The organism is Calothrix sp. PCC 7507, from assembly GCF_000316575.1.
In the GTDB taxonomy this organism is placed as follows: domain Bacteria; phylum Cyanobacteriota; class Cyanobacteriia; order Cyanobacteriales; family Nostocaceae; genus Fortiea.
The window spans coordinates 3,308,231-3,329,263 of sequence record NC_019682.1; the positions used below are offsets into that span (position 1 = coordinate 3,308,231).

17 protein-coding genes are annotated in these 21,033 nt (G+C 38.6%); 8 read left to right on the forward strand and 9 right to left on the reverse strand.

Annotation, left to right across the window (positions count from 1 at the left end; translation table 11 throughout):
* The first annotated feature begins 898 nt into the window (after nucleotides 1-898).
* Nucleotides 899-1,243 (forward strand): DUF1815 family protein, encoded by a 345-nt coding sequence (locus CAL7507_RS14030; RefSeq protein WP_015129132.1) that lies wholly within the window; start codon nucleotides 899-901, stop codon nucleotides 1,241-1,243.
* Between the two features lie 343 nt (nucleotides 1,244-1,586).
* On the opposite strand, the gene CAL7507_RS14035 is transcribed toward CAL7507_RS14030, so the two are convergent.
* Nucleotides 1,587-3,656 (reverse strand): CHAT domain-containing protein, encoded by a 2,070-nt coding sequence (locus tag CAL7507_RS14035; RefSeq protein WP_015129133.1) that lies wholly within the window; start codon nucleotides 3,654-3,656, stop codon nucleotides 1,587-1,589.
* A 117-nt stretch (nucleotides 3,657-3,773) separates the two neighbouring features.
* On the opposite strand from CAL7507_RS14035, the gene CAL7507_RS14040 reads away from it, so the two are divergent.
* Nucleotides 3,774-4,274: a thioesterase family protein gene (locus tag CAL7507_RS14040; RefSeq protein WP_015129134.1), complete on the forward strand. Its 501-nt coding sequence runs from the start codon at nucleotides 3,774-3,776 to the stop codon at nucleotides 4,272-4,274.
* Nucleotides 4,275-4,621: 347 nt separating this feature from the next.
* Here CAL7507_RS14040 and CAL7507_RS14045 read toward each other — a convergent pair whose 3' ends face one another.
* The 4 genes from CAL7507_RS14045 to dxr all read right to left on the reverse strand — a co-directional run bounded on the left by CAL7507_RS14045 (nucleotide 4,622) and on the right by dxr (nucleotide 7,624).
* Nucleotides 4,622-5,203 carry a Uma2 family endonuclease gene (locus CAL7507_RS14045; protein WP_015129135.1) on the reverse strand — a complete coding sequence of 194 codons (582 nt, stop codon included), beginning with the start codon at nucleotides 5,201-5,203 and terminating at the stop codon, nucleotides 4,622-4,624.
* 55 nt (nucleotides 5,204-5,258) lie between these two features.
* Nucleotides 5,259-5,861 (reverse strand): hypothetical protein, encoded by a 603-nt coding sequence (locus tag CAL7507_RS14050; protein ID WP_015129136.1) that lies wholly within the window; start codon nucleotides 5,859-5,861, stop codon nucleotides 5,259-5,261.
* A gap of 17 nt (nucleotides 5,862-5,878) precedes the next feature.
* Nucleotides 5,879-6,076 (reverse strand): hypothetical protein, encoded by a 198-nt coding sequence (locus tag CAL7507_RS14055; RefSeq protein WP_015129137.1) that lies wholly within the window; start codon nucleotides 6,074-6,076, stop codon nucleotides 5,879-5,881.
* A 351-nt stretch (nucleotides 6,077-6,427) separates the two neighbouring features.
* Nucleotides 6,428-7,624 carry a 1-deoxy-D-xylulose-5-phosphate reductoisomerase gene (dxr, locus tag CAL7507_RS14060; protein WP_015129138.1) on the reverse strand — a complete coding sequence of 399 codons (1,197 nt, stop codon included), beginning with the start codon at nucleotides 7,622-7,624 and terminating at the stop codon, nucleotides 6,428-6,430.
* 647 nt (nucleotides 7,625-8,271) lie between these two features.
* Between dxr and CAL7507_RS14070 the strand changes: the two genes are divergently transcribed.
* The 3 genes from CAL7507_RS14070 to CAL7507_RS14080 all read left to right on the forward strand — a co-directional run bounded on the left by CAL7507_RS14070 (nucleotide 8,272) and on the right by CAL7507_RS14080 (nucleotide 12,475).
* Nucleotides 8,272-9,579, forward strand: a complete 1,308-nt coding sequence (locus CAL7507_RS14070) for a mannosyltransferase family protein (protein ID WP_015129139.1) — start codon at nucleotides 8,272-8,274, stop codon at nucleotides 9,577-9,579.
* A gap of 273 nt (nucleotides 9,580-9,852) precedes the next feature.
* Complete coding sequence (locus tag CAL7507_RS14075; protein WP_015129140.1) at nucleotides 9,853-11,061, forward strand: hypothetical protein; 1,209 nt, start codon at nucleotides 9,853-9,855, stop codon at nucleotides 11,059-11,061.
* 1 nt (nucleotide 11,062) lies between these two features.
* Complete coding sequence (locus CAL7507_RS14080) at nucleotides 11,063-12,475, forward strand: DUF2079 domain-containing protein (RefSeq protein WP_015129141.1); 1,413 nt, start codon at nucleotides 11,063-11,065, stop codon at nucleotides 12,473-12,475.
* 17 nt (nucleotides 12,476-12,492) lie between these two features.
* On the opposite strand, the gene CAL7507_RS14085 is transcribed toward CAL7507_RS14080, so the two are convergent.
* From CAL7507_RS14085 to CAL7507_RS14100, 4 genes are read right to left on the reverse strand one after another with little or no spacing between them, the layout of a single operon-like run.
* The gene (locus tag CAL7507_RS14085; protein ID WP_015129142.1) at nucleotides 12,493-13,104 is read right to left on the reverse strand and encodes a Uma2 family endonuclease; all 612 of its coding nucleotides are present in this window, start codon (nucleotides 13,102-13,104) and stop codon (nucleotides 12,493-12,495) included.
* 15 nt (nucleotides 13,105-13,119) lie between these two features.
* Entirely contained in the window at nucleotides 13,120-13,365 is a 246-nt protein-coding gene (locus CAL7507_RS14090) for a type II toxin-antitoxin system Phd/YefM family antitoxin (protein WP_015129143.1), read from the reverse strand.
* A complete protein-coding gene (locus tag CAL7507_RS14095; protein ID WP_015129144.1) occupies nucleotides 13,358-14,908 on the reverse strand; it encodes a glycosyltransferase family 39 protein in 1,551 nt (516 codons plus the stop codon). Before CAL7507_RS14095 ends, CAL7507_RS14090 begins: the two co-directional genes overlap by 8 nt.
* A gap of 10 nt (nucleotides 14,909-14,918) precedes the next feature.
* Nucleotides 14,919-17,348 (reverse strand): glycosyltransferase family 39 protein, encoded by a 2,430-nt coding sequence (locus CAL7507_RS14100; protein WP_015129145.1) that lies wholly within the window; start codon nucleotides 17,346-17,348, stop codon nucleotides 14,919-14,921.
* A gap of 196 nt (nucleotides 17,349-17,544) precedes the next feature.
* Here CAL7507_RS14100 and CAL7507_RS14105 point away from each other — a divergent pair, with 196 nt between their 5' ends.
* The 3 genes from CAL7507_RS14105 to CAL7507_RS14115 all read left to right on the forward strand — a co-directional run bounded on the left by CAL7507_RS14105 (nucleotide 17,545) and on the right by CAL7507_RS14115 (nucleotide 20,988).
* Complete coding sequence (locus tag CAL7507_RS14105) at nucleotides 17,545-18,507, forward strand: glycosyltransferase family 2 protein (protein WP_015129147.1); 963 nt, start codon at nucleotides 17,545-17,547, stop codon at nucleotides 18,505-18,507.
* Nucleotides 18,508-18,840: 333 nt separating this feature from the next.
* Complete coding sequence (locus CAL7507_RS14110; protein WP_015129148.1) at nucleotides 18,841-19,209, forward strand: EamA family transporter; 369 nt, start codon at nucleotides 18,841-18,843, stop codon at nucleotides 19,207-19,209.
* An 855-nt stretch (nucleotides 19,210-20,064) separates the two neighbouring features.
* The gene (locus CAL7507_RS14115; protein WP_015129149.1) at nucleotides 20,065-20,988 is read left to right on the forward strand and encodes a polysaccharide deacetylase family protein; all 924 of its coding nucleotides are present in this window, start codon (nucleotides 20,065-20,067) and stop codon (nucleotides 20,986-20,988) included.
* The last annotated feature ends 45 nt before the right edge of the window (nucleotides 20,989-21,033 follow it).

A 21,033-nucleotide genomic window follows, 5' to 3' on the forward strand; every position in this document is an offset into this window, starting at 1 on the left:
TCTCCTTTTAGGATACGACTAGCGAATAGGGGATATAACCCCTCATTTGCACACAAAATGGTTGGTAGAGACGTTGTTTTCGTAGCGTAGCGGGGCGTTCGCGATAGCGTCTCGTAGAGAAGCCCAGTCCAATTTCGCGTCTCTATATCTAAGTTCTTGTGCTGATAACTGATAACTGTTGAACCCATTTCACTCAAAATTAGCTTTTTTGTATTCTATGCAACTGTTTATCATTGGCTTCATGAAACTTTTAGTAGTCTATGCAACAATTTCGCCATAATCTCAAAAGGTGCGAAAATACTGCCGAAATGGCAACATGCCTCTTCTGGGTTTAGTTATTCTCAGTATTGAGTCTAGCAATTTTGGGTTTTACATTTTTCTCTAGATTTTCAGTGCATACTTTGTATAATCAGGAACTTTTAGCTCAATAACACGTCCCTGACTTCAACCCTAGAATTTCTAAGGTCAACTGCTCAATCTCTTATATCTGGCAGATATAAAACTAGTACACCCACCAATTAGGCGATACTAATTCTCTGTAAATAGCAGATTTCACTGCATATAAGCGATAAAAATGCAATATGTATCTTTTATGTAGTTGACGGATAGCAAATTTAAGTTACTCTTAAAGCGGATTACTTTTTGTGACCATCCATCATGACAGAAATGTCTAAAGACAACATTAAACTTAACAATTCTGTCTGATATTCTGATTTCACAAACTGAATAGTTTGATACCGTACGCAAACCTATTATCCACTACCCTAAGCAGGGTAGCTAACAAACTACTCTTTAGGTATCTGGTAATCGTAACCGATAGTTTACAATACCAGTGGATGAGAAAATCTAAAGAAAATATAAAAGAAACTCAAATGACTGTGGTGTCAGGAGGAAAAACGTGTTTCTAAGACTAGCGCATCAACATCGGCAATTTGTCCAAGACTTGGTAATGAACCTACAAGCTTTGGCGATTGTACTAGAGCGACGCGGATACCCTGCGTCCTGTTATACCTGTGGCGACCAGATGAACAGTGCTTCATTCATGGTGAGCTTGGGAGACAACCACTTGATTCGGTTTTTGGTGTCCGATTACGGCATTACTTGGACAGAAATGCGGGACGATCGCGAATTAATGAAATTAGAGGGTGCGGAGGCAATTAACCAGTTACAGGAACTTGCCAATATTGTCAAGCAACCTGCACCAGCTGCTACAGATAACAAAGCCCTAGCTAAGAAATTTTAAAGATTTCTGTATTGAGTAGGGTATTTCAACAAAAGCGCCAATAATCTATGTTGATAATTGGTAATTATGAGTTGGGAGAGGATCATCTATCTCCCTATGACAGTGGAGTGATTGGCTGACTGTTGGTCGATCACCTAATGGTTTGGCGTAAATCAGGAAATTATCAACAGCATTCTTAAAATACCTGGCATATCAAGAATGTATCTAGGGATCTGCTAAGGCGTATTCCTCTTACCCTGATTGAAAAGTAAGAGATTTGACATTGCCCTCGATAGTCAGTTGTTCTGTGTTGAATTCCTGATTCTGGGAATGAGCGAAGTGCTGAACTTATAGCTGGAAGTCATTACAACCCGTTTCCAATCAAAATAAAAGGTGCCCAATAATAGGGATGATTAAAGCTGCTGTTTCCTCCTGCCGATATATTGTTACTTTTTAGCTGTAAGTTTCCGGTAATCAATGCGATTTGTGCTTGTCGCAAGGCTTCAGATTTTGTCAAATTATCTAGAGTCAACAACGTATAAAAAGCGTTCATTAATGCTTGAGTGCCGCCATCATCTACAGCCCATAAAGAGGCAATAGCTGCCCTGGCACCTGTTCTTTGCATTTGGTAGCCAAAACCTAATATTTCTTCTCCGTTACCTAGCTGGCCGCCCAAGCCAGTTTCGCAAGCACTCAACACCACCAAATCCACATGGGGTAACGACCAAGTGGCGATATCTCTCAGGTTAATGCGATCGCCATTGCCAAATAAAATAAACGAATCTTCTGGTTTACCGACTATAAAAGCCGCATGTGTGGCTAAATGGACAATGGTATAATCATCCATCTGCGGTACAGTCACCTTGGGGCTGAAAGCATGATCTAAAAGTCTCTTAGTGTCAGGAACTATAGCTGCTAAATTTTCCACCTCTCGTGCTGCAAATGGCAAGCCGGAAAAAGACAGCTGGCGATTACCCACAGTGACTTTATAGCTACCGGCAGTAAATGCACCAGCTAAAACCCGCAAAGTCGATTTCCGTGGAGTGTTCAAGTTAGTCAAACTGGCAGCAGTGATATGGTTCACACTGAAGCGTTGCACTAACCACTGTTTACCATCATACACAGCACCCAGAGGAATGTAACGTAACTGGTCATCTGGTGCATAAATTAGAGTTTTTGTACCTGAAAGCTGCAAGTCGTTTTCAATAGGTTTGATCAGCCATACATATAACTGGCGTGCTGGGGTTTTAACATCGCGGTTGGGATTACCTAAAGCTTGACGGAAAGACAAAATAGTTTGGTTGAGCTGGGCGCGGGTGACTGGAACTGTGCGATGGATGGGTACAGATTCAGGACTGACCAGTACCAATTCTAAGCTATCTTTTAAAACTAGTGGATAGAGAAGTGCGGATTTTTGCGGTAATCTCGCTAAATTATCCCGAATTTCGTTGATACTTTCCAAGTCCAAATTTTGCCGCCTAGCTGTGCGGCTAATTTGTTCCAATTGTGCCTTAACTGTGGGACTAGCCAGAAAATTGTTAAATTGCACCAGGAGTTGCTGTTGAGTTGCGACTAGTTGCTCAAGGCGTTGTTTTTGTTGGGGCGATCGCTTTTCGGGAGGAATTTTACGTAAAGTTGTTAATTCTTTACCCAGTACCACAGCATTATTGAGGGTTTGCTCCAACTTTTGTTTAATAGGTTTTTCTTCTAGAACTAAATCAATGCCTTTAGCAGTGCGTTGATTACCTGGTACACCTGGAAGATACTCCTGTAGTTCTTCAACCTTGAGTAAATCCATAGTTCTTTGTGCTTCTGACACACGTTCTTGTTTCAGCAAGCGTTCAGCCAAAATGCGATATGTTTGGGCAACAGTGATACTATAAGCATCCGGTTGGGGAACAGAAAGTGTAGCTGGATTTAGCCTCGCTTTCTCGCGATTAATCAGGCAATGCTTGTAGAAAAAAACTGCCAACTCTGGTTGGTTTTGGATATCGAATAAGTAGCCGATATTACTATAGGTTTTGCCAAGTCGGACTTGATCTCCGAGTTCTTTATTAATGAATAAGGCTTGTTGATATGATGTGAGTGCTGGGGAATACTGACCTTGTTTTTGGTATACTCTGCCAAGATTATTCAAAGTCACAGCTTCCCAAGAGCGATCGCCAATGTCTCTACTAATGGCTAACGCTGTTTGCAATCTCTGCAATGCCTCTTTTAAGTTACCTTGCCCAGATAGCTGAATGGCTTCTTCATTGAGATGTCTAACATGAGATTCGCTATTTTTTTGAGATAAAGCCTGAGATTTTTCTCTGTAATTGTACTGTGTCCTAGCGTTGGCATTTACGCGATACTTTTCTGGGTGTGCTATCCCAAAAGCCAGGAAAACAAGTATCGTAATCTTGACAGTAATAAAATACTGGAGAAAAAGGTGCATGACAACACACTCCCGATTTTCGGAAGGGTAGATGCTAAACCTTATAAATTTTACAATGCAACTAATTTTTATGCTATTCCAGATATGGAAAATCCATAGCTGTGCAGAAATTTAAAAATGTCTGAAGAAAAACCAAGCCAACCAACATTACCGCCAACTACGGCTCTTGACAAACCATCCCATCGTGAATTTGAGAATTGGTTTGAATATCCTGTGAGGACACAACCCCACCATACTGATTATGCAGGCGCTGTCTGGCATGGCTCATATATCGCTTGGATGGAAGAAGCACGGAATGAGTGCTTACGTTCAATTGGCATCAACTTTGCTGATTTAACAGCTTTAGGTTGTGATTTACCAGTTGTAGAACTTTCAGTACTCTATCACCGTGTACTACAGTTGGGTATGGCAGCTATAGTCAAAACGCGTATGGCCGATGTGACTGGCGTGCGGATCAATTGGGATTATGCGATTCTCTCACCCGATGAACAACAATTGTATGTGACTGCCAAGGTGACTCTAGTCGCATTAGACCGCGAAAGAGGTAAGATAATGCATCAGTTACCTCCAAGTGTCAAGGATGCGTTGGCACGAATTTCCGCATTGCATAATAACTGATGTCAAAGCGGCTGTTGTGCGGTTGAAATCAAAACATTTTTAGGTGACTCGCCCATCACCGATTACCATGCAGCATGTGCGGGAGTATACAAGATTTGGCGTCGGGTAATGAAAAAGAGGGCGAGTCTATCTCCTATGGTGCAAGTACTTTGAAATACTGGTAATGAGATGATGAGGGGGCGATAGAATTGACTTCATGTGGATACTAATTATCTTTAACGGGTCGAAGCTCTAGTTCAGCCGTAGGCAACTAGTACCGCAAGGCGGAAGTCAAAAGTAATATGGAGTAAGCTTTTTAGCGATTGAGAATGGTCTGCTTATTTCCGCCGCACTGTACTAGGAGTAGTTCACGCTTGATTTACTGCATCAAAGATTTGTGATGCTTTGAGATTTAGTTGATTGAATTGTGGAGATACAACTAAATTATTACCAGCAAAGTTACCTATCTCAGTGTAAGTTTTGTCAATAAGTTCTAAGACCAATATAGTTTGAGTTTCGGGGTCGATAATCCAATATTCAGGAATACCACAATCTTGATACTGCGATCGCTTGGCGATGAAATCTCTGTCTCGTTGCAATTCTCCTGGGCTAACTACTTCAATCACCAGTAGAGGAGGTAGCATTGACAAGCGGATAGTATTACGTTTTGCTAACTGCTGAATATGCTCGCTTGCAATAATTGTCAGATCAGGATAACGGTTTCTGGGTTCTCCTCTCACTTCCAGTTCTAAACCATGTCCTCGAACTCTTTTATAACCTAACAGAGATGCAAATTGAATTAATAAAAATGTGGCAATCTGAACATTGATTCCTGATTCTGGAGGCATCTCGATTAACTCTCCATTAAACAACTCATAGAGTTTATCTGAGCCATCATCATAAGATAGGTATTCTGCGAAACTTTGAAATCTATGTTTAATTTGTAGCATCAGGGTTGCTCCATGATGAGCCTCAATGTAAGTTTAGCTTAATTCAGGCGATGTCTTATCCGGCTTTCACCATCCAAACCAAAAAACTCAGAATTGGCTCGATAGGAGGAAGGGAATAATCAATTAAATCAATAGTTACCGTTTCTTGCTCTAGCTTCAGAAATCGCCATTGTGTTCCACTGCTTACAGTACCGTAAACTGCTATTAGGGGTTTTCCTTTGGCTTCATTAAATCGCTGTGCAGCTACCATTTCGGCAATACATTGTCCAAGTCCAGATTTTATATCTGATTTTTTCGCCTCAACAATAACAATTGCAGGCGCTTCCACAGTTAATTGTTCGGGTGAACGGCAAAGCAGGAAGTCACAAACACCGTTGAGTCCAATACTCGCATCAACGTTAAACTCTTCCCCTGAAAACACACTGATTTGCTGATTAAAAATGCGCCGCACTTCTAAAAGTACGGGATTAATAATCGCTTCTGAACGCGCTTTTTCTGTATCAACTGCGATTGCCCACGGTAAATCCTCTAAAATACCTTGTAGTCTGGAACTCGGAGTAACTGGTTCAATTGAGTCTGGGAAAAAGCGGACTCCCTCTACAGTATTTAGGTGAAAATCTTGTTTGACTCTATCAATCGTGAATTGACTATAGGGCATAAGTAACTTTATCCTTCCTACTTACCGCCGCGTATTTGTGACAGGGTTTGAGGTATCTGAAGTATCTGATGCCAAATATCTTGAGGAGTAATCCCAAAAGCTACTTGCAATAAAACGACGATCGCAGCTATAGTCAATGCTGTTTTTACAGTTGTTTTTAGTACCTTCCATAAGATGGCAAATACAATCCAAGCTAAAATCAGGGTAATAATCATAAAATATAAATTACTTAAAAATTACTCTCAGGTAAGTATTTAACTTTTTTCTAGGAAATGCATCCGAGAATTATACTCGAAAATATTACAATAATTCACCCACTAAAAGGCCTTGTCAGTGAAATTATCAAAAATATTTTGGTTTCTTCATATGTAACTGTAAGTCGGCATAATCAAACCAAACTATGTGAAGCAAAGTAAGCAAAGCAAAAACTTTCTTCCCTCTTGTATTCTGCCTCCTGTATTCTGCCTCCTGACACCCACCCACCCACTTATCAATAACCATGACAATGCTGAGGGTGGTTTGCTCAAGTTACCATCCTCACCAGTGTCTTGTCACTAACTAGCTACTTAGCGCAGAGAAATTATCTGCGGGGCGTGTTCTAGCGATTCAGTAGCAATTAAAACTTCTTGTCGTGCCCATTTATCTGCGGTCAAAATGTCATCTAAAGCAGGATTTGCTAGGTTATGATTTTGATGGCGATCGCACACCCATTCGATACAACGGGGAATATCTAAAAACCGGATTTTTTCTGCTAAAAATAACGCCACAGCTTGCTCATTGGCTGCATTTAAGACTGCTGGCATAGAACCACCAGCCCTACCTACTGCATAAGCCAGCTGCATACAAGGATACTTCTGGTGATCGGGTTCACGGAAAGTAAGATTTCCCGCTTTGACCAAATCTAGGCGTTCCCAGTCAGTGTAAATGCGATCGGGCCAAGATAGAGCATACAACAGGGGTAAGCGCATATCAGGCCAGCCGAGTTGGGCTAAAACTGAAGTATCTTGCAGCTCAATCAACGAGTGAATAATACTCTGGGGATGAATAACAATTTCAATCTTGTCGTAATCTAAGCCAAACAGAAAATGAGCCTCGATTACTTCCAGACCCTTATTCATCAAAGTAGCTGAGTCTACAGTGATTTTACGTCCCATTGACCAGTTAGGATGCTTGAGAGCATCAGCGACAGTCACTTCTGCTAACTTGGCTACATCCCAATCCCGGAAAGCGCCCCCAGAGGCAGTGAGCAAAATCTTTCGCAGTCCGCCTTTAGGCACACCTTGGAGACATTGGAATATTGCGGAATGTTCTGAGTCCGCTGGTAGTATTTTTACCCCATATTTTTCAATCAGGGGTAGAACCACAGGGCCACCAGCAATTAAGGTTTCCTTATTTGCCAAGGCAATATCTTTACCAGCTTCAATGGCGGCGATGGTGGGTAATAGCCCAGCACAACCAACAATACCAGTGACAACTGTTTGAGCATCACCGTAGCGAGCAACTTCTATGACTCCACCTTCGCCAGCTAGTAAAATAGGTTGAGGATCAAGGTCTTTGATAGCGGCTTGCAGTGCTGGTAGTTTTTCTTCTGACCAAATCGCTGCTATACTCGGCCGGAACTGCCGAATCTGAGCAGCCAATAGTTCCACATTACTTCCAGCTGCCAATCCCACAATCCGAAATTGCTCCGGGTACTGAGCGACAATATCTAAAGTCTGAGTACCGATAGAGCCAGTAGAACCAACAAGAGTAATCGCTTTCACAATTGTTTAAGGATTTACAGACAACTCTCACTATAAATTGCTGAGGACTCCTTAATTAACTTGAATTTAATTTGTGAGTGGGCATTGGGCATGGGTAAATTGTCACGTTTTGAGTTTAAAAGTGGAAGTTTCGAGTTCTGAGAGGATGTTTGTAAAGTCCCAGACAGGTATAAATTGTCATTCTGAAGGAACTGAAGAATCCCAATTTTTCGTTGAGGCTAAGATGCTTCTCTTCGAGAGGCTACGCCAACACTCCGCAAAGCTACTTACCCTGTGGGTTCCGCTTGCGGTACAGCATGACAAAAACTATACTTTTCAAACATCCTCTGAGACTGAAGCGTCAAGAGTTAATATTTAATTCTTCCATGCTCAATGCCCAATGCCCCATTCCCTTTGTATTTGACTCAACTACAAAATGTGTATATAAATACTATAGATATAACCAATATTGCCTAGAATATCGGCAATATTAGCTGAATTGTAATTACTGAATAGCAACTGGTAACAAGTTTGCTACTGATGTTTCTGTTTAGTTTATTACTAAAATTGGTAGAGGAGTGTGAGGTATCTAATGTTACACAAAAATGAAATATTGAAAGCCATAAGTAAGGGGATGCATTAGGAAGTCGGTTGAAAAACTCAAACTTATGGTTAAAGTTCAAATAGTTATAACAAAAATTTTATGGACAAATGAGTTCATCTTTCCCATAGCAATCTGGTTTTTCAGCAGAATATTCATCTGGACTACCATGTTGTTGATTGCGCCATATGTCTCGGCACAATTGGAGGGAACTCCACCCAGTTTTACCTGGGAGGTTTTCCATGCATGGGATAGTGTCCATTACAGATCAATTGTTACTTCTGGATATGAATTCATCGATGACGGCAACCAACATAATCTAGCCTTCTTTCCCCTATTTCCTTTAAGTATTTGGGTTTTGACGCGACTGGGGTTGCCATTTGAAATTGCAGGCACGCTGGTAAACAACATAGCGTTTTTTGCCGCGCTTTGGTGTTTGTATTTTTGGGTTAAGGAACATTGTGGGATCAGTGCTGCACAGTGGGCTACTACTGTGTTGGCTTGGTGTCCGATGTCTTTGTTTACGGGGGTGATTTACACAGAGGGGTTGTATTTATTTTTAAGTACAGCGGCTTTGCGTGCCTTCGATCAAAAACAATATGGCTGGACTGCGCTTTGGGGTGCAATGGCGACAGCAACACGTCCTACAGGCATGGCATTGATTTTAGCGTTGGCGATCGCATCTTGGAAAGAACGTAGACCGCTTGTTGCCTATGTTGCATCTTTGACTACTGCCACTGGAATACTTCTATTCAGTATTTATTGTGCCATTCACTTCGGACATCCCTTAGCTTTTATCCAAGCACAGCGGGGATGGCGGCCATCTTTGGGGTTTGATTGGCAAGGTTGGTTGAATATGCTGATGCAAATTCCCTTCGGTACGACAAATTGGCAGTTTGGTTGGGTTCTAGATCCTCATGGAGGAATTAAAGACCCTTGGTATCCCCTATTATTTACCATTCTTGTTGCTAGTGCTTATAGTTTATGGCGCTTCCATAAACATTTGAGTTCTGCAAAAGTGGTCTATGGCTTTTACGCTTTCGTCGGATTTTTGTTAATCTTGGCAGACGAACAGTTAATCAATAACTTGCTGAACACTTTGATGATCTTAGGTGGCAGCTATTTATTGTGGTACTTACGCCGGGAACTTACCCCAGTAACAATCATTTATGGCTTTTGTGGCTTAGGTTTGCTACTCGCTTCTGGCGGTACAATCTCTTTGAGTCGTCTGGCTTATGGCATTGTCTCCCTGAGTGTAGCTTTGGGCGTGTTATTATCTCGTCACCGCCGCCAAGGATTTTTGATGCTGGGTTTGTGTGTCATATTACTTGCCAAGTTAGCTGTAGGTTTTGCCCAAGAACTTTGGGTGGGTTAAAAATTCAAAGTTAAGAGTTAGGAGTGAGTAGTTGGGAATTCTCAGCTACTCACTCCTAATTTTTACTTATTTTTTTGTCTATCCATGTACTCTCATGTCCATGCTTCTCTGATAACATACAACTGAATGATAAGAATTCAGAATCCAGACTGAACTTTGACTCCTCTAATTACGTCTATCTAATACTGATTACAGAAAAGAGTGCTGGTGCTTTGTCTGTATAATTTTTCACCATAAAAAGATTTCGTGAGTTTTGAAAATTAGACAAAATTTATGACGAAAACCTCAGACAAGGAATTATTAAAACTAGTCAAAAATCATTCCAATAGGGCATTAAACTCTCTGCAATATCCAGTCATAAGATATTTAGTTATAGGCATTATATTCGCAGTACTCATCCGATGGCTTTGTTATCCCAATAAATCGGTAGATTATAAGTATTTCTTAGATCCTTGGTACGATTTCATCGTGTCTCATGGTGGATTTAGTGCTTTAAAATATGGTTTTGCTGACTATACCCCTCCTTATCTCTACTGGATTTTAATTGCGGCTACTCTCCTTTCTGGATTGCCAAAAATCTTGGCAATAAAGCTTTTTGCTATGTCTGTTGATTTTGTTTGTGCTTTTTTGGTTTACAAAATTGTCAGACTAAAATACCCAGAAAATAACAAACCAATCTATGCTTTTTTGGCAATTATATTAAGTCCTACTGTCATTTATAATAGCGCTCTTTGGGGTCAATGTGATGTTATTTATACAACGGGGCTAATCGCCTGTATTTATTTTTTATCTATTAAAAAACAAGTTCCAGCATTAATTAGCATAGGTCTAGCAGTTTCTTTTAAATTGCAAGCGATGTTTTTATCACCTTTATTATTAATTTTATTAATTAAAAAAAGAATTTCTTGGTATTATTTACCATTGGTTCCAGCAACATATGTAGTCGCCATGTCACCAGCTTGGTTTGCTGGCAGGCCAATGTCAGAATTGCTGTTAGTTTACTTTAAACAAGCTAATACATATAAAGAACTGGCTAAAAATGTACCTAATCTTTATCAATGGATTCCTAACAACTTTTATAGTATTGTCGTTCCTATAGGCTTAATTACAACTGTATTTTCAATATTCTTATTGGCATATTTAGTTTATAAAAGTAAGCTAAAAATTACTCAAGATAGATTGATATATTTAGCTACCCTATCAGTTTTGTTTATGCCGTATATTCTACCCAAAATGCATGAAAGATATTTCTATCCGGCTGATATCTGTTCTATTATCTTCGCCTTTTACTTTCCCCAATATGCTTGGGTAGCGGTATCGGTGCAGATGGCATCATTTGTTAGCTATTTGGGAACGCCTCTATATATTCAAATATTTTCTATACCTTTGGGTTTTACACTTTGGTTTGTGGTGCAAAACTGTGACATGATTTATCCGAAATTAAAAGCTAATCTTTCTCTAAATACTAATAATAAGCTGTAGTATGAGCAGATGGATTAAAGTCATAGAAAAAATACAAAGACACAATACTATTGTTGTCATCATCAGTATTAGTGCCTTGGTTTTGTTTGTATCTAGCAGCCTTAGACATGAGTTATTTAATTCATCTGGAGATTTAGCATTTTTTGACCAAGGTATTTATTTAATTAGTCAGGGACAACTACCAATTTCTTCTATACTTGGTTTTCACCTGCTGTCAGATCATGCTGCTTGGATTTTATATTTTTTGGCTTTACTGTACAAAATTTATCCTAGTGTTTATTGGCTATTTGCAATCCAGTCTGGTGCTTTAGCTTTAGGTGCTTTACCTACATATTTGCTGGCGCTACAAGCTGGTTTAAAAGAAAGTCAAGCAGTCGCAATGGTAGCTGTATACCTACTGTATCCGGTGGTGTATAACAGCAATTTGTGTGATTTTCATCCAGATGCGATCGCTGTTCTCGCACTTTTGACAGCAGTTTTTGCTGCAAGATCGAGAAAACTAGCTTGGTTTTGCGTCAGTGTGCTGGTGGTGTTGGGCTGTAAGGCTGTACTTTCCTTGACTGTAGTGGCTATGGGGGTGTGGCTACTATTTTTTGAACAGCGGCGTTTGTATGGTGCGATCGCCATTATTAGCGGTATAGCTTGGTTTTTGATTGCCAATAATGTGATTATTCCATTTTTTGGCAGCGAATCAGCATTAATCCAGCGTCATTTTTATCGCTATAGCTATCTGGGAAAATCTTTTCCCGAAATGGTACAAATTTTACTATCCCATCCAGAAGTTATTTTCAGCAATATTTTTTCAGCTATCAATTTAGAATATTTGTTTTTTTTATTTGTACCTGTCATTTGGGCTTTAAAACCACAATGCATGATACCTTTGATAGGAGCAATTCCTTGTGTAGTGTTGAATCTACTTGCTGATCATCCGTCACAAAAAAATCTAGTTTTGCATTATTCTTTACCAGCTATCCCATTTCTTATGCTAGCCGTAATTGCTAGCCTAGCAACAGGTAAAGCATGGATACAACAAAAAAGATTGATTGTTTTGTGGTCATTGGTGGGATTTTTAGCTTTAGGTAAATTTGGATTCTTCACCTCAAGATATATAGAAAATTGGGACAATTGGCAAGCTACAAAAGATGCGATCGCTCTAATTAAAACTCAAGATACCGTTCTGACAACAGACATTATTACCCCACATTTAACCCATAGAAAGTTGATTAGTTTCAAATATGATAAATCTCAACAATCCGATGAATTAGATACCTTTAAGTATATATTACTCAATGTCCGCCATCCAGGTTGGGCTGCAACCTCAGAATCTTATCAATACTTAGTCAATAATCTGAAAAATCAGTCACAATATAAATTGGAATATCAACGCGATGACGTTTACTTGTTTGTGAAGTAGTAAAGCTAAGAATCAGCCTAAGTAGCAGCCTGAAAAATTTGTTCAGCAGTTAAATTCAACTCAGGAAAGGTTGGTGATACTATTTTGTCACTACCTCTAAATTGGTTAACTTGATACTCACCCTCAATCAATGAGCAAATTGATATAGTAGGCTGTTTTGGATTACCCACATATTTATAAGCACCAAGCGCAAGGTAATCTACTATCCAATATTCATTAATTCCGAGTTCCTCATAATCACCATATTTCCTATAGTAATCAACTCGCCAGTTAGTACTAACTACTTCAATAGCTAATGGAATTGAATCACCTTTAGTAACAGTAGATTCTTTTTTCCATAACGGTTCATCTACCAACTTAGAACGATTGAGGAATAACACATCTGGCAAATAGGCTGATTCACTTTCGGGTAGTTTTACCAATGCTTTATTAGGAATCAAGTAAGGAAGATTTAATCGTTTACATTCAACAGCTAAATCTATAGTCAAAAAACCTGTAACTTCTTCATGTCCTCCCAATGGCTGCGACATCTCAATAATTACTCCATCATGTAATTCATATCGTTTATCTTCAGGTTTCCACTCTATAAATTCTGCAAAAGTTACTGTTTTTTTTAAAGCTTGAACCATAATTTACCCTCATTTTCAATATTTTAGGGGACTGAGAAAATCTTTTAAACTATCTTCTGGCAGGGGTAAGTTAAAGTCGGGGGAGATGACTACTTTACCACGATCTAATCCGGGAATCCGGGGTATTGGCTGCTGGGAAACAGGCACAATACGGGCGATAGGAGTGCCAGCTTGAGAAAGAATAACCTCTTCTCCCGACAAAACTCGACGGAGTAATTCTCCAAGTTCAGCTAAGTTTGTAGGAAGTTCTGTACTATACATTGCTAGAACTAATTGGTGGCGAAATCAGCATAAATCCTTTAGCTTCTCCTATAATTTTACTATTAGTTAGATTTATTTTCACTAAAGCCTGTTGATCTAACAGCAAATAAGATTTCTTAGACAACATTTTTTGTAAAACTGGCACACTTTCAGCAATCACTTTGCAATCACTATAAAAGTCTAAACTAGGACGACTATAAGCAAAAGAAGTATAGATTGTTGTTCCTGGTGAGACATGTTGGCGAATTAATTCTGCAACTGGTTTAACTGGGAAGGCTTCGTTTAATTCCCATATCCAGGATTGGGAACTGACTAATAGCAATAAAACTAGATACATACCTGAAAATAAAACTGGAATAAAATTGCGATCGCTCTTTTTTACAAGCCATGTTACTATCGCCATACTGATTGACAAAACAATACTCATGACGATTAACACAGGCTGAGGATCGACCATGACAAAGTAAGCACAGCCTCCTAAACCAGCAATAGCGATGATAGCAAAAAATATTGCCCAATTTAGTCCCTTAAACTTACTTAGCTGCCAAATCACACTTAATTTTGCCCCAATTGCTAAAGCTAAAAACGGATAAACAGGCATCACATACCACGGTAGTTTAGTTCCCATCAAAGAAATAGTTAAGAAATAAACTATTGTGCCTATCAGAACTAAAGCAGCCCAGCTAGTATGACGTTTTTTCCAAGCTAAATAAAACCCTCCTGGTAAAAACAACAGCCAGGGAAAACCATATTTAAGTACCTCAATTAAATAGTACCAGGGCGGGCCATTATGACCTTCTACTGCTTGTCCAAGACGGTTAAATGATTGGTCTTGAAAATGGACTTGTAAGAAAGTGTTACCATAATGTTGCCATTGAGCCACATACCATGCTACGGCAGGAGCATTTCCTAATAATATTCCTGCCCATAAATAGGGACTTTTTAACAATATTATTTGTCGATTTACCAGCAGAAACAAACCAGCTATCGCTCCCAATACCAGCACTAAAATCCCTTTGGTTAGGGTAATTAATCCCAAACAAAAACCTATACCAAGCGCATATTTTTGGTTATGACGAGATTTTAAAAGACAGAATAATAATAGTAGAAAAAAAGAAATAGTCATACCATCTAACATTGCTAGTCTGCCATGACGTACGACAGGTAACATTGTCAAGTACACTAAAGCAGCAAACAAAGCTGGCAAACTTTGATTAAAAACTAAACGTCCCACTAAATAAAGTAAAGGAATTCCCAAAGCTGTTAATATCGCACCAGGAAATCTGGTAGTAAATTCTTGCACTCCTCCTAGCTGATAGCACAATGCAATTAACCATTGCATTAAAGGCGGCTTGAGCATAAATGGTTCGCCTTGGAGGGTAGGATAAAGCCAGTTACCAGCACGGTAAATTTCTCTAGCGACGATCGCATAAGTTCCTTCATCCCAGTCTCGTAAGGGTAAATTTCCCAAAAATAGGAGGAACAAAGCCAGAGATGCTAGCAACAAGGCTAATAACCATTCTTTTTCTTTGAAGGGATACATATTTCAAGTTTTAAAAATGGACTATTGGTAAAAATTTCATGATATTTGTGACAGTTTTTAAAGTTTTTAGCTCAGGTATATCTGGTTGCAATTTTTCGGCGATCGCTAATTTTGGTTCAGCTTCTCTGGGTTGAAAGTTATATAAATAAATAAAAGCTAAATAAAGCCATGTGTAAGGATTTTGAGCATCATATTTAGTTAATTCCGTTAAATTTTGGATTAATTCGGGGACTTGGCGCTGTAAAAGTTGTGAAAGTAATAGAGTGTAGCGCCAATTGAGATTATTTGGTTCATTTTGCAGGCGATAATTAGCTGCTATTGCAATTTGTTTTAAATAATCTTGAGTAGGATCATATTGATTGAAATTATCTATTTGCACAAATATATTATCTAATTTACCCTTTTGTAACTCTATTGCCAATTGTGACATCCGAGAAACTAAGTCTAATGGTTGTGATTTTTCTACTTTGCTTTCATTTGTTACATTTACAGCAATATTAGGAATATTTAAAGGTGTAATTTTCGAGTTTCTTCTATCTAAGTAGAGCGCTGATAGTTGATATTTTCCGAGCGGTAGCGTTTTGGGGACAAATGTGGCAATATTTTCATTTACCCGGAAACTTCCTTGAGGGTGGCATTTGATACCACAGTACGCATTGCCTAGAGCGATCGCATGATCGTGATACCAGGATGATTGCTCACTTTGCCATTTTAAAAGCAATAAACCATTTTGCAAATCATCCCACGAACCTGTTATTTGATATTTAACTGGGTTATTTTGATTTACTACTACTTGGTTAGGAATTATTGCTTTTTCTAGAGCGATCGGAGAATTGGTATCACTTAATTTTTCGATAACCACATCAGGATTTTTACGGTGATATATTCTTAATTTATCCTTATTAGGTAATAACCATTCACTCTGTAATTTTAAATCAGGAGAAGATTCCACCAAAGATTTTAATTTCCGTTTAGTTTCTCCTCTTTCTCCCGGTTCATCTGGTTCATTATCTCTAGTGACATACCAAGAAAAATATTGTAAATCTTGAGCCACTTGAGATAATTTTGTAGTTAATTTTCTCCCATATACGCGAAAATCCGCTAATGTCCCAAAATAATCTAAAGTAAACTCATTAACTTGGGGTGTAGAAACCGGAATTACTCCTAAAGTTGACCTTAAATATGGATTTGTTTGGTTAATCTTATCCATTAACTGAGCAAGGGGATATTTTTTAGCTTCATCATTGGGCAAATGTTTTCCTCCCCATGCTTGAATTAGCGGTAAAGGAAACAAATTATTAAGTAACACTATGCCACTTAATACAAGAGTTGCTAATCTCAATCTATCAAATAATATATTTTCAATTAAATTAAATAAATCAGCCAAAATTACACTAATTATCGGAAAGCATGGCAATATAAACCTGATATCTTTGTTTGTGCCCAAAGAACAAATTATATAACTACTTAATAGAAAAACTAGCAACCAAATCCGAGCCGATGTTCTCAGATTTGCTGCAATTAAATTACTACTAACCCGATATTTAATGAGATAAACCAAGAAAATACCAATGCTCACAGATAATATTGGTAAGCCAACACTTTCTGAGAGCAATTGTGGATAATATAACCACCCAGCAATAGTTGTAGGAGCCGGATCACCCTCCCCTTTCCCGACTTGGTTAGCGTTTAATGCGGATGTAATAATCGTTAACCAATTTAAACCATACCAAAAACCACAAATTAACCAAGCTAAAATTAAAGATAACCCCGTTTGAATTAGCTTAATAAATTTACGGTTTTTAATAAAACTAATTAATGTCCAGATACTAGGAACTAAAATAAAAATAAAGCCCGTAGGTTTAGCCAACATGATTAACCCTATTCCTAATCCTAGGATGATAGTTAATCCCCATGACAAAAATCTAGTATAGTTATCTTTCCAAATTGTTAAAACTGTGAAAGTTAGTGTAACAATTGCCGTTAACCCATAATCTAATAAATAATCTGTCCGCATAATTCCCAGAATTGGAAATAACAGACAAAACATGCTGGCGGTTATACCAATTTTGCGGTTTTGAAATAAATAATTACCTAAATGATATACTGATACTATAATTAATGCGGTATATAACAAGTTAACTAAACTCGCTTGATCGTATCCCCTACCGAACAATACTAAGAACGGTACGGTGCAAATATATACAAAAGGAGCGCGGTAACTGGGAGTTAATTGCCACAGAGATAACCACCAGTCTCCGGATAAGATATTGAAGTGTTGAAAAATTCTATAATGATGTAATGCTGTCGTTAAATGTGCGCTTTGATCATAATATGGTATAGATTCATCTAAGAAAAACCACATTCTATCTATAACTAATCCCACCAACCAAATTATTAAGAGGATTATATAATCTCTCTTAAGTTTAGAATGATTCATATTTATTTGATAGCAAAATAAAATTCAACCAAATCTTACCATCTGCTTCAGACAATGTATAGTTAAATATCAAAGACTTGATATAGGACTCGTAATTTTTTTTGAAAAAACTTAGTATAGTTTGAAAAGCTTTCTTTCCCATTGCCTATTGCCTAAAAAAGCTTAATTATAAGTTGCTACCAAATAAACAATCACAGTGAATCAGCCCATCTACTCTTTAGTCATCCCCATTTATAACGAAGAAGAAAATATTACAGAAATGTACCGCCGTCTGATTAATGTTATGGAACAGTTAGACGGCGAGGCTGAATTGATTTTAATTGATGATGGAAGCCGCGATCGCTCTTTAAGTATGATTCGTGAACTCCACCAGCGCGATAGCCGAGTGCTATACCTCAGTCTAGCTCGGAATTTTGGTCATCAAATCGCTGTCACGGCCGGTTTGAACTTTGTTCAAGGGAAAAGCGTCATTGTCATGGATGCCGATTTGCAAGATCCTCCAGAGCTAATTTTAACGATGATTGAAAAATGGCAAGAAGGCTACCAAGTAGTTTATGCTCAACGTTTAGCTCGCAAAAAAGAAAGCTGGCTGAAACGTTTTACAGCCTATGCCTTTTATCGCATTCTCCGGCGCTTGGCTAACGTAGACATACCCGCAGATACAGGAGATTTCTGCTTGATGGATCGTCAAGTAGTAGATATCCTCAATGCTATGCCTGAGCGTAACCGCTACATTCGCGGCTTACGTGCTTGGGTGGGTTTCCGGCAGACAGCCGTACATTTTGAACGCGATCCTCGGTTTGCTGGAGAAGTTAAATATACATTCGGCAAATCTTGGGCTTTAGCGGTTGACGGAATTATTTCCTTCTCAAAAGTTCCCTTAAGGCTAGCAACTTATTTAGGAATGCTGTCAGCTGCGGCGGCTCTATTAATGATTTTGCTAGTACTATATTGGCGCTTATTTGACCCAGTTTCTCCATTAATTGGGTTTACATTAATTACACTTGCGATGTTTTTCCTAGGTTCTGTGCAATTAATTTGTATTGGTATTCTAGGCGAGTATATTGGTCGGATTTATGAAGAAGTGAAAGGTCGTCCTATTTATACATTAAAAGAAACTGGAGGTTTTGTTAAAGCGTCAGAAATATCAGCTAAATAAACCATCATCAGATAATTCAAAAGTCAGGAGCAAAATGTATTTTATCTCGCATGTATTTGAGCAACCTGTAAATTACTGTAAATATTCTTCTTGATAAAAACTCTATTCTTTTACGAGTAGAGTATTCTGATACCAATTTAAAAAAAGAAGGCGACAGATGGAATGAGCAGAAGCTTATACAGTAGCTCTCTGACAATCCAAAATCGTTCGACTGAGAGACTTGTGCCGACTTGTACTGAGCGTAGCCGAAGTAGCGAAGCCGAGGTAAGTCGAAGTCTAAAATCCAAAATGGTATGACTCCTTCTTTATCTGTAAAATATCAAGGAAATCTCTGTGACACCACAAGAATTTAGTTTATTACTGATTTCAGTTCTCATTAGTGTAGCAGGGCAGTTTTTTTTAAAGATGGGTGCAATTAAATTAGGCAGAGTTCATGCAGGGAATGCTATCAGTCACATTTTTAGCATGATGACAATACCTGAACTTTTAATAGGCCTTACTTGCTATGCTCTTGGTGCTGTAGCATACATCTTGCTTTTAACTAGAGTCAACCTAAGTGTAGCTGCTCCCGCAGTATCAATAGGTTATATCTTCTCGGTATTACTGGGCTATTGGATTTTACAAGAATCCATTTCATTAGTCCGTCTATTAGGCTTGAGCTTGATTGTGACTGGAGTGATATTAGTAGTCTGGCGAAAGTAAAATCAAATAACTGCGGCAAGTTTCCTAAATCTGTAATTAAAAATCTTAGGAATTGTTGTATTAAATATTACTTTTTGTAAATTATTCAGTGATTTAACGAATTCAGTATTCAGTATAGTAATATACAATTTTTATCTTGATTTATGATGCTGAGTAAATATTAAGTATTTACCCAAAAAAAAATTACATATTGAATTGTCATATTAATTATGCAATCATTTCTATTCACCTATTTTTGACGGTGGCAGGTAAAAATTTCCTGGGAATAGAAAATTTAACTTTTTCTTAAAAAGGAAGCGATGACAGACAGCCGTAGAATGTACATAGTCGGCGATAAAACTGATAATTCCTGGGAATATATTTGGTTAGATACTCTGCTTTTAATCTCAATCATTTAGCTAACACACCTCGTAAAAAAAGGCGCAACATCTGAGATGGTTGATACCAACAGATAATTAGTTGCCGAAGCAATAAGTTTATGAGGAAAGAGGGATGAGCAAACTCATCGCTTTTGGTGAAATAATTTGTAGAGATGCGGTCTATCGATCAATCATTCTGTTTCATAAAGCTACCTGTAGAATAAGTGGCAGCACAAGCTATATCCCTTGTGCGCGAGCTATCTGAGATTAAACAGGAGTATGTATTTTATGGGCAGGGTTATCTCAAGTCAGATATCCCTGGCTATGGATTGAAGTTGACCATGTATTAAGCCTAATCTCTGTGCTTCTGTAAACCGGGAATTCAAGTTCTCAAGATTACTAGAAAGTAGTTAGATATCTAAGTATATAGAAAAAATGTGCTATAACGTACCGTCAGAACCCTGACTGATGGTTCGATCCTTGAAGGAGCTATAAGGTGGAAAGCAATAAGTCGTTTTTTTGGCCGCAAGGAATATTAATTGCGTTGGTTGCCTTAACTGGTAGTTTGAGTCTTGGCCTGATGATGCTTGTCAAGCCAAATGCCTCTGAGGCTCAGAGTAAACAAAGTATAAATGAAAACTATATAGCTGCCAAACCAGGAACTCAACAACGAATTGAGGGATTAAAGGCGGCGATGTTGACAATTTGGCAGCAGGAAGCAAGTGCTAAAGGTCTGGCGTCAGACTTGCCACAACGCTTTCAAGGTGCGACGATCGCAGAAGCCAAACTAGCTCAAGGTCAGAAAGTAATTGCGCTGACTTTTGATGACGGCCCTTGGCCTCAGACCACTTTGCAAGTCTTGGATATTCTTAAAAATAATGATATCAAAGGCACATTTTTTGTCGTTGGGCAGAATGTCAAGAATTATCCAGATATGATGAAGCAAATTGTGGCTGAAGGTCATGCCATTGGCAACCATACGTGGCATCACTGGTATCATTACATGAATCCACAAACCGCTGCTTATGAAATTGATCACACCACAGACCTAATTTATAAAACCACGGGTGTGAAAACTAGTTTGTTTCGACCACCAGGGGGAATGATGCACAATGGGGTGGCTGCTTATGCGAGAAACAGCAAGTATGGCATTATCATGTGGTCATCTGATTCTATAGATTATTCTCGTCCTAGCGTGCCAAAGTTGATTAACAACGTTTTCCGACAGGCGAAACCCGGCGGCATAGTGTTAATGCATGACGGTGGTGGGAATCGTTCCCAGACGGTGCAAGCGTTACCAACTATTATTGATAATTTTCGCAAGCAGGGCTATAGTTTTGTCACTGTTCCCGAACTTTTACAAATGGAAGACAAATATCAAAAATTAATCGCCAACAAAAATAATAGTAAAAAGCAATAGTCAAGGGTCAAGGGTCAAAATAATGTACTCTTGACCCTTGACTCA

What these genes read in the sequence shown, in the direction of transcription:
- CAL7507_RS14035 (WP_015129133.1), bottom strand. Translation starts at nt 3,656, where the DNA reads ATGCACCTTTTTCTCCAGTATTTTATTACTGTCAAGATTACGATACTT.
- CAL7507_RS14040 (WP_015129134.1), top strand. Translation starts at nt 3,774, where the DNA reads ATGTCTGAAGAAAAACCAAGCCAACCAACATTACCGCCAACTACGGCT.
- CAL7507_RS14045 (WP_015129135.1), bottom strand. Translation starts at nt 5,203, where the DNA reads ATGCTACAAATTAAACATAGATTTCAAAGTTTCGCAGAATACCTATCT.
- CAL7507_RS14050 (WP_015129136.1), bottom strand. Translation starts at nt 5,861, where the DNA reads ATGCCCTATAGTCAATTCACGATTGATAGAGTCAAACAAGATTTTCAC.
- CAL7507_RS14055 (WP_015129137.1), bottom strand. Translation starts at nt 6,076, where the DNA reads ATGATTATTACCCTGATTTTAGCTTGGATTGTATTTGCCATCTTATGG.
- CAL7507_RS14070 (WP_015129139.1), top strand. Translation starts at nt 8,272, where the DNA reads ATGGTTAAAGTTCAAATAGTTATAACAAAAATTTTATGGACAAATGAG.
- CAL7507_RS14075 (WP_015129140.1), top strand. Translation starts at nt 9,853, where the DNA reads ATGACGAAAACCTCAGACAAGGAATTATTAAAACTAGTCAAAAATCAT.
- CAL7507_RS14080 (WP_015129141.1), top strand. Translation starts at nt 11,063, where the DNA reads ATGAGCAGATGGATTAAAGTCATAGAAAAAATACAAAGACACAATACT.
- CAL7507_RS14085 (WP_015129142.1), bottom strand. Translation starts at nt 13,104, where the DNA reads ATGGTTCAAGCTTTAAAAAAAACAGTAACTTTTGCAGAATTTATAGAG.
- CAL7507_RS14090 (WP_015129143.1), bottom strand. Translation starts at nt 13,365, where the DNA reads ATGTATAGTACAGAACTTCCTACAAACTTAGCTGAACTTGGAGAATTA.
- CAL7507_RS14095 (WP_015129144.1), bottom strand. Translation starts at nt 14,908, where the DNA reads ATGTATCCCTTCAAAGAAAAAGAATGGTTATTAGCCTTGTTGCTAGCA.
- CAL7507_RS14100 (WP_015129145.1), bottom strand. Translation starts at nt 17,348, where the DNA reads ATGAATCATTCTAAACTTAAGAGAGATTATATAATCCTCTTAATAATT.